General features: G+C 69.3%; 4 protein-coding genes and 1 pseudogene. 2 read left to right on the forward strand and 3 right to left on the reverse strand.

All coding sequences use genetic code 11. From position 1 onward, the window contains the following. The 3 genes from ACFWF3_RS25445 to ACFWF3_RS25455 all read right to left on the reverse strand — a co-directional run. Positions 1 to 789, reverse strand: a 789-nt coding sequence (locus ACFWF3_RS25445) for a PhoX family protein (RefSeq protein ID WP_379315769.1), incomplete at its 3' end; no start/stop codon positions are given. A gap of 155 nt (positions 790 to 944) precedes the next feature. Then, on the reverse strand, positions 945 to 1,745 hold the full coding sequence (locus tag ACFWF3_RS25450) for a hypothetical protein (RefSeq protein WP_378989241.1): 801 nt from the start codon (positions 1,743 to 1,745) through the stop codon (positions 945 to 947). Positions 1,746 to 1,783: 38 nt separating this feature from the next. Next, complete coding sequence (locus ACFWF3_RS25455) at positions 1,784 to 2,299, reverse strand: lipoprotein LpqH (protein WP_379315771.1); 516 nt, start codon at positions 2,297 to 2,299, stop codon at positions 1,784 to 1,786. A gap of 158 nt (positions 2,300 to 2,457) precedes the next feature. On the opposite strand from ACFWF3_RS25455, the gene ACFWF3_RS25460 reads away from it, so the two are divergent. Both ACFWF3_RS25460 and ACFWF3_RS25465 read left to right on the forward strand, forming a co-directional pair. After that, positions 2,458 to 3,768: a hypothetical protein gene (locus ACFWF3_RS25460; protein WP_379315773.1), complete on the forward strand. Its 1,311-nt coding sequence runs from the start codon at positions 2,458 to 2,460 to the stop codon at positions 3,766 to 3,768. After that, positions 3,768 to 4,522: pseudogene (locus tag ACFWF3_RS25465) on the forward strand (hypothetical protein); the annotation flags it as partial. The gene ACFWF3_RS25460 and the pseudogene ACFWF3_RS25465, both read left to right, overlap by 1 nt.

The following is a 4,522-nucleotide window of genomic DNA, read 5'->3' on the forward strand; positions in this document are numbered from 1 at the left end:
GGTGCCGAGGACCTTCTTGCCCGAGGGGTCGGCACCGGTGACGGTGAACGCGCTGCCCGCGGCGGGGCCGGTGAGCAGGAACTCGGTATCGGCGGTGATGCGGCGGTTGTACTTGCCGAAAACCGGGGTGAGCTTGCCCGAGCCCGCTTCGCCCTTGACCTCGACCACGGCCATGCCGTGGGCGGCCTTGGTGATCGCGATCTGCTCGTCGGTCGGGGCGTCTTTGTTGTACCCGCGGAACATCATCGGACCGGTGGTGTACTCGTGGTTGACCACGAGCAGGTAGCTGTTGGCCTGGCCCTCGATCGGCATCAGCGCGGCGAAGTCGTTGTTGTAGCCGAACTGCTTCAGCTGCGCCGCGGCGGTCTGCTTGTCGAAGTCGAACGCGGGGGCGTCGGCGAAGAGGGGGTCACCCCAGCGGATGACGACCTGCTGGTCGTAGCCCTCCGGAATGGTCAGCGCGTCTTCCTTGTTCGGCGCCACCGCGGTGAACGCCGTTCCGGTGCCGGGGGTTCCGGCCGGAGTCGGGGCCGGGGTCTTCGCGGCCTCGGAGTCGTCACCACAGGCGGCCAGCGCGCTCGCGGCGCCGACGGCCAGCACCGCGGCCGCGCCGCCCTTGATCAGGCCACGGCGGTTGAGGCCGCTGACGATGTCACCGAAGTAGGCACCCTCGGAGGTGTTCGGGGGCTCGTGAAAGCAGGCGTTGCCGCACTTGTATTCACAGGTCAGGGCGGCGCGTGCCGACTGACCGTCGTGCTTGACGAACAGGGCGAGCGGTTTCGGACTCACGGTGACTCCTGAGTAGAACGGACTCCGGGCACCGTAAGCAGCCCAAGCGAGCCATCGGGAACGCGTAGATGAACGGACGACCAAAACTCGGCGCGCGCTGTGACCGATCACGGATGGATCAGCCACAGCGCGCGCCGAGTGCGCGGGAGTTGTCATCAGGCGTTGACCGGAAGGGAGATCACCACTTCCTGCTCGTTGCCCGGAAGATAGTGCACCTGCACGATCCGGCCCACCTGCACGTGCCCGACCGCGGTGGGCGGCAGGTATTTCTCGGCGCGGGTCTCGAACGTGGTGCCGTCCGGGCGGGTGACCACCAGACCGAGCGCGATCTCGGTATAGCCGCCGCGGATGCGGCCGGGGACGTCCAGGCTGCGGACCACGGCCTGGGCGGCCAGCCCGCGTTCGGCGATGTCGAGCTTGCCGCGGGTGGTGATGCCCTTGCGGATGAGTGATTCGTTCATCGCGCGCTGGGCGGCGCCGTTGTCGCCGGAGCGGTCGACCTCGACCTTGTCGGTGCGGCCGGGCAGATACCGGACCGGCAGGACGACGCCCGGCTGCAGCAGGGCCAGTTCGGTGAGCGGCACGATCATCTTGGCGTGCGAGTCGAAGACCTTTCCGTCGGACCCCTCGACCCGGAAAGCGATCTTGACCTGCGGTTGGTCGTTCACCGAGACGCCGGTCTGCCGGAACGAGGTAATGGTGCCGATACCGACCGCGCCGTCGCGGAACTCGCTGCTGTTGCGGCCGGTGAAGGCTTCGAGGATGCCGTCGCCGGTGAAGGCGAAGACGATCGGGACGATGGTGAGCGCGATGATCGGCAGCGCCATCTGGGGACCGACCCAGCCGAGCATCGCGCCGGTGTATTCGTCGGGGGTGTAGGTGAGGCCGTAGAAGAGGTAGTAGCCGATGGCGAGGATTCCGAAGGCGACCGCGGCCGCACGCAGCTTGGATTTCATGATTTCTCCTTGAATGGATGCGACCGGGTCGCGAAGGGTCAGGCGCCGACGATGGTGGAGCAGGCGAAGGTGATGTCGAACTTCGCCGTCGACGGGCCCGCCAGCGGGTTGGTCATGTCGGCGCTGATGCCCTCGCCGGTGATGCGGTAGGTGTTGCCGTCCTTGGCCAGGGTCGCGGAACCGCCGGGCTGGCCGTTGCCGTAGCCGACGGCATAGGGCAGGCCGTTGGCGCCGCCCTGGCTACCGCCGATGGCGACCGCCTGGACCTTGTCGCCTTCGACCGACGCGCTGACCGAGAGGCTGCCGTAGGTGGCGTTGGCCGTGTCGGTGAGCGCCAGGGCGAGGGTGCCCCCCTGCTTGGCACAGGTGGTGTCGAATTTCGCGGTGAATTCCTTGCCGTCGACAGTGGCGGTGGACTTGCCCGCGGCCGGGGCCGGAGCGGCCGATCCGGCGGTGCTCGGGGAGGCGGTGCCTGCATCGTCGCTGCAACCGGTGACGAACAGCGCGGTGGCGGCGGCGGAAGCGGCGAGGGCGGCGATCAGCTTGGTGTTCATGGTGGTTTCCGTTTCTCTCGGTGTGACCGGGCTGGTAACCCGTTGAGAGAAAGGTAGAAATCATTCCCCGCCTACCGATCCCAACTTTCGCGCTCGGCAACCGCCGCACCAGCCGCCGAAAATACCTATAACCTGGTCGGATGCGGAGACCGCGCGCCATGGTGCTCGATGAGGTGTGGCGGGGGCTCGACGGAGTCGACGCGCTGAGCGGGGCCGACGGCGGACCGTTGCGGCGGACGGTGAAGTTGATTCTCGATCCGCTGGTGCTGCGGCCGATGCAGCATCCCGGGCTGTCGTCGAGCATGCTCGACGAAGACGGGATCGCGCTGCTCACGGCACTGCTGCATGCGCAGTCCGATGCGCTGCGGGCGTGTGCGGCGTGGTTCGTCGTCCTGAAGCAGGTGCGGCGCAGGCTGCGGATCACCGAGGGCAACGCCCAGGATCTGTACTTCCAGCGCTGCTTCGAGCTGGCGACCGTAGACGGTGCGCCTGCGGGCGACCGCGCGCACGCGAGGGCCGAGGCGACGCTGCGCGAAGTCCACGACAGCACCGGCGGGCGCACCACCGCCGCACTGAAACACCACGTGACCGACCCGGCTCGCGCGGCCGAACTGGCGCAACTGCTGGATATCGCCTGGGCACGCCGCCCGCTCGCCCCCTACGGCGCAAGGGATCTGGCAGCCGAACTGACCGAGTTGCTCGAAGCCTGCACGCTCGCCCGTTCGGGAGATCCGGCCGATGCGGGGCCGCTGTTCGACGACATCGTCGACAGCGGTGCCGGCACCCGGCGCGGGATCGCCCTGTGGCTCGCGCATCCCGACGCGGGCGCGGACGACCTGGGGCTCACCAGCTGTTCCAGCCCACAGCGCCCCGAGCTCGGCGCGTCCGCGTCGACCGCGAGCCTCGGTCTGCCCTTCGACCGGACCGTGTACGAGCGGGTCTTCACGGTGTTGCAGGGCAGCATCGATCGGACCGACCTCCCCGAGATTGCGGAGCTGGTCACGCGGGAGATCTCGCGCAGTTGTTCGCCATGGGGACTGCTCGACGAATCGCTGCGGGTCGCCGCGGCGGCGGGTACCGAACTGGCGCTGGGTCTCTCTCCGTTCGGTGCCCCGGCGTCGGTCGACCCGGCTCCTTCGTCGCGTGCGCACGACGTGGTCAACGGTCGCTGGCGGCGGGAAGGGTATGTGCTGCAGGCGCGTCGGTACGCGGTGCACGCGGTCGACGGGCAGACGGGACCGCTCGCGGCGGTGGCCGCCGAGTTGCACGCGCCGTGGCGGCCGTATTCGCGCAGGTTGTGGGTGCGTTTGCACGGTCGGGATGTACGCGAGCTGCCGGTGTTCGATCCCGGTGAGCTGTGGGATCTGCTCGACGGTGTCGCCCGGTCGGTGATCCTGGACCACCGCACCCGGGTGAAACAGGCGCTGACCGCCGACACCGTGGCCGATGTGGAAGCGAGGGCCAGCTGATGACAGTCGTCCACGTTCGCCGTGCGGAGCCGGGCTTGCTCGTGATCGCTCCGGAGCGGACGCCACTGGTCACCGCTGCCGCGCCAGGGCTCGATGTGCTGGTTCTCGAGGTCGTGGGCGGGCATCTGAGCTGGAGCCTGTTCGACGACGAATCGGTGCCCGCCGCGGTACTCGATGACGTCGATGCCGCACAGGATTGGGTGTGGGCGGTGTACGGCGAAGAGGTCGCCTCGGCGCTCGCGGACAACCGGCCCGCAGCGCTGACAGCCGCGCCCGCTCGACGCGCGCCGACGGCGGCCCTGCGGCGACTCGCCTACGCGCACTGGGCGAGCCGGTGGTGGCCCGCGTCGACCATCGACGGCATTCCCGCCCTGGATCCACGGCTGCTGGTCGAGGAAATCGGGATGCTCACCGCGCAATGCGAGATGGCGGTCGACGGCGATGACGGCGAGCACGGTACGGAGCGCGACGCCGGCTCGGGGAATCGCGGGTCGGGCACGCAGGAAGACTTCGGGTTATCCGACTCCACCGACGAGCGACGGCCGCTGGGCGAGTCGACAGGATCACGGGGCCGCGCGCAGGACTACGCCTTGGCGGCCGGCAGCGCCGACTCCTCCGATGGGCTGATCGTGGCGCGCGGCAGTGGTGGCTGGGACTGGCGACGGTGCCCGCCCGGCATTCTCGACGCGGGCGAGCACGCCGTGTCGTGGCAGGTGTCCCGCGCGGCCGGGGTATCGACGGTGCGGGTCAGCGT

It is taken from the genome of Nocardia sp. NPDC060220 (genome assembly GCF_042727815.1).
In the GTDB taxonomy this organism is placed as follows: domain Bacteria; phylum Actinomycetota; class Actinomycetes; order Mycobacteriales; family Mycobacteriaceae; genus Nocardia.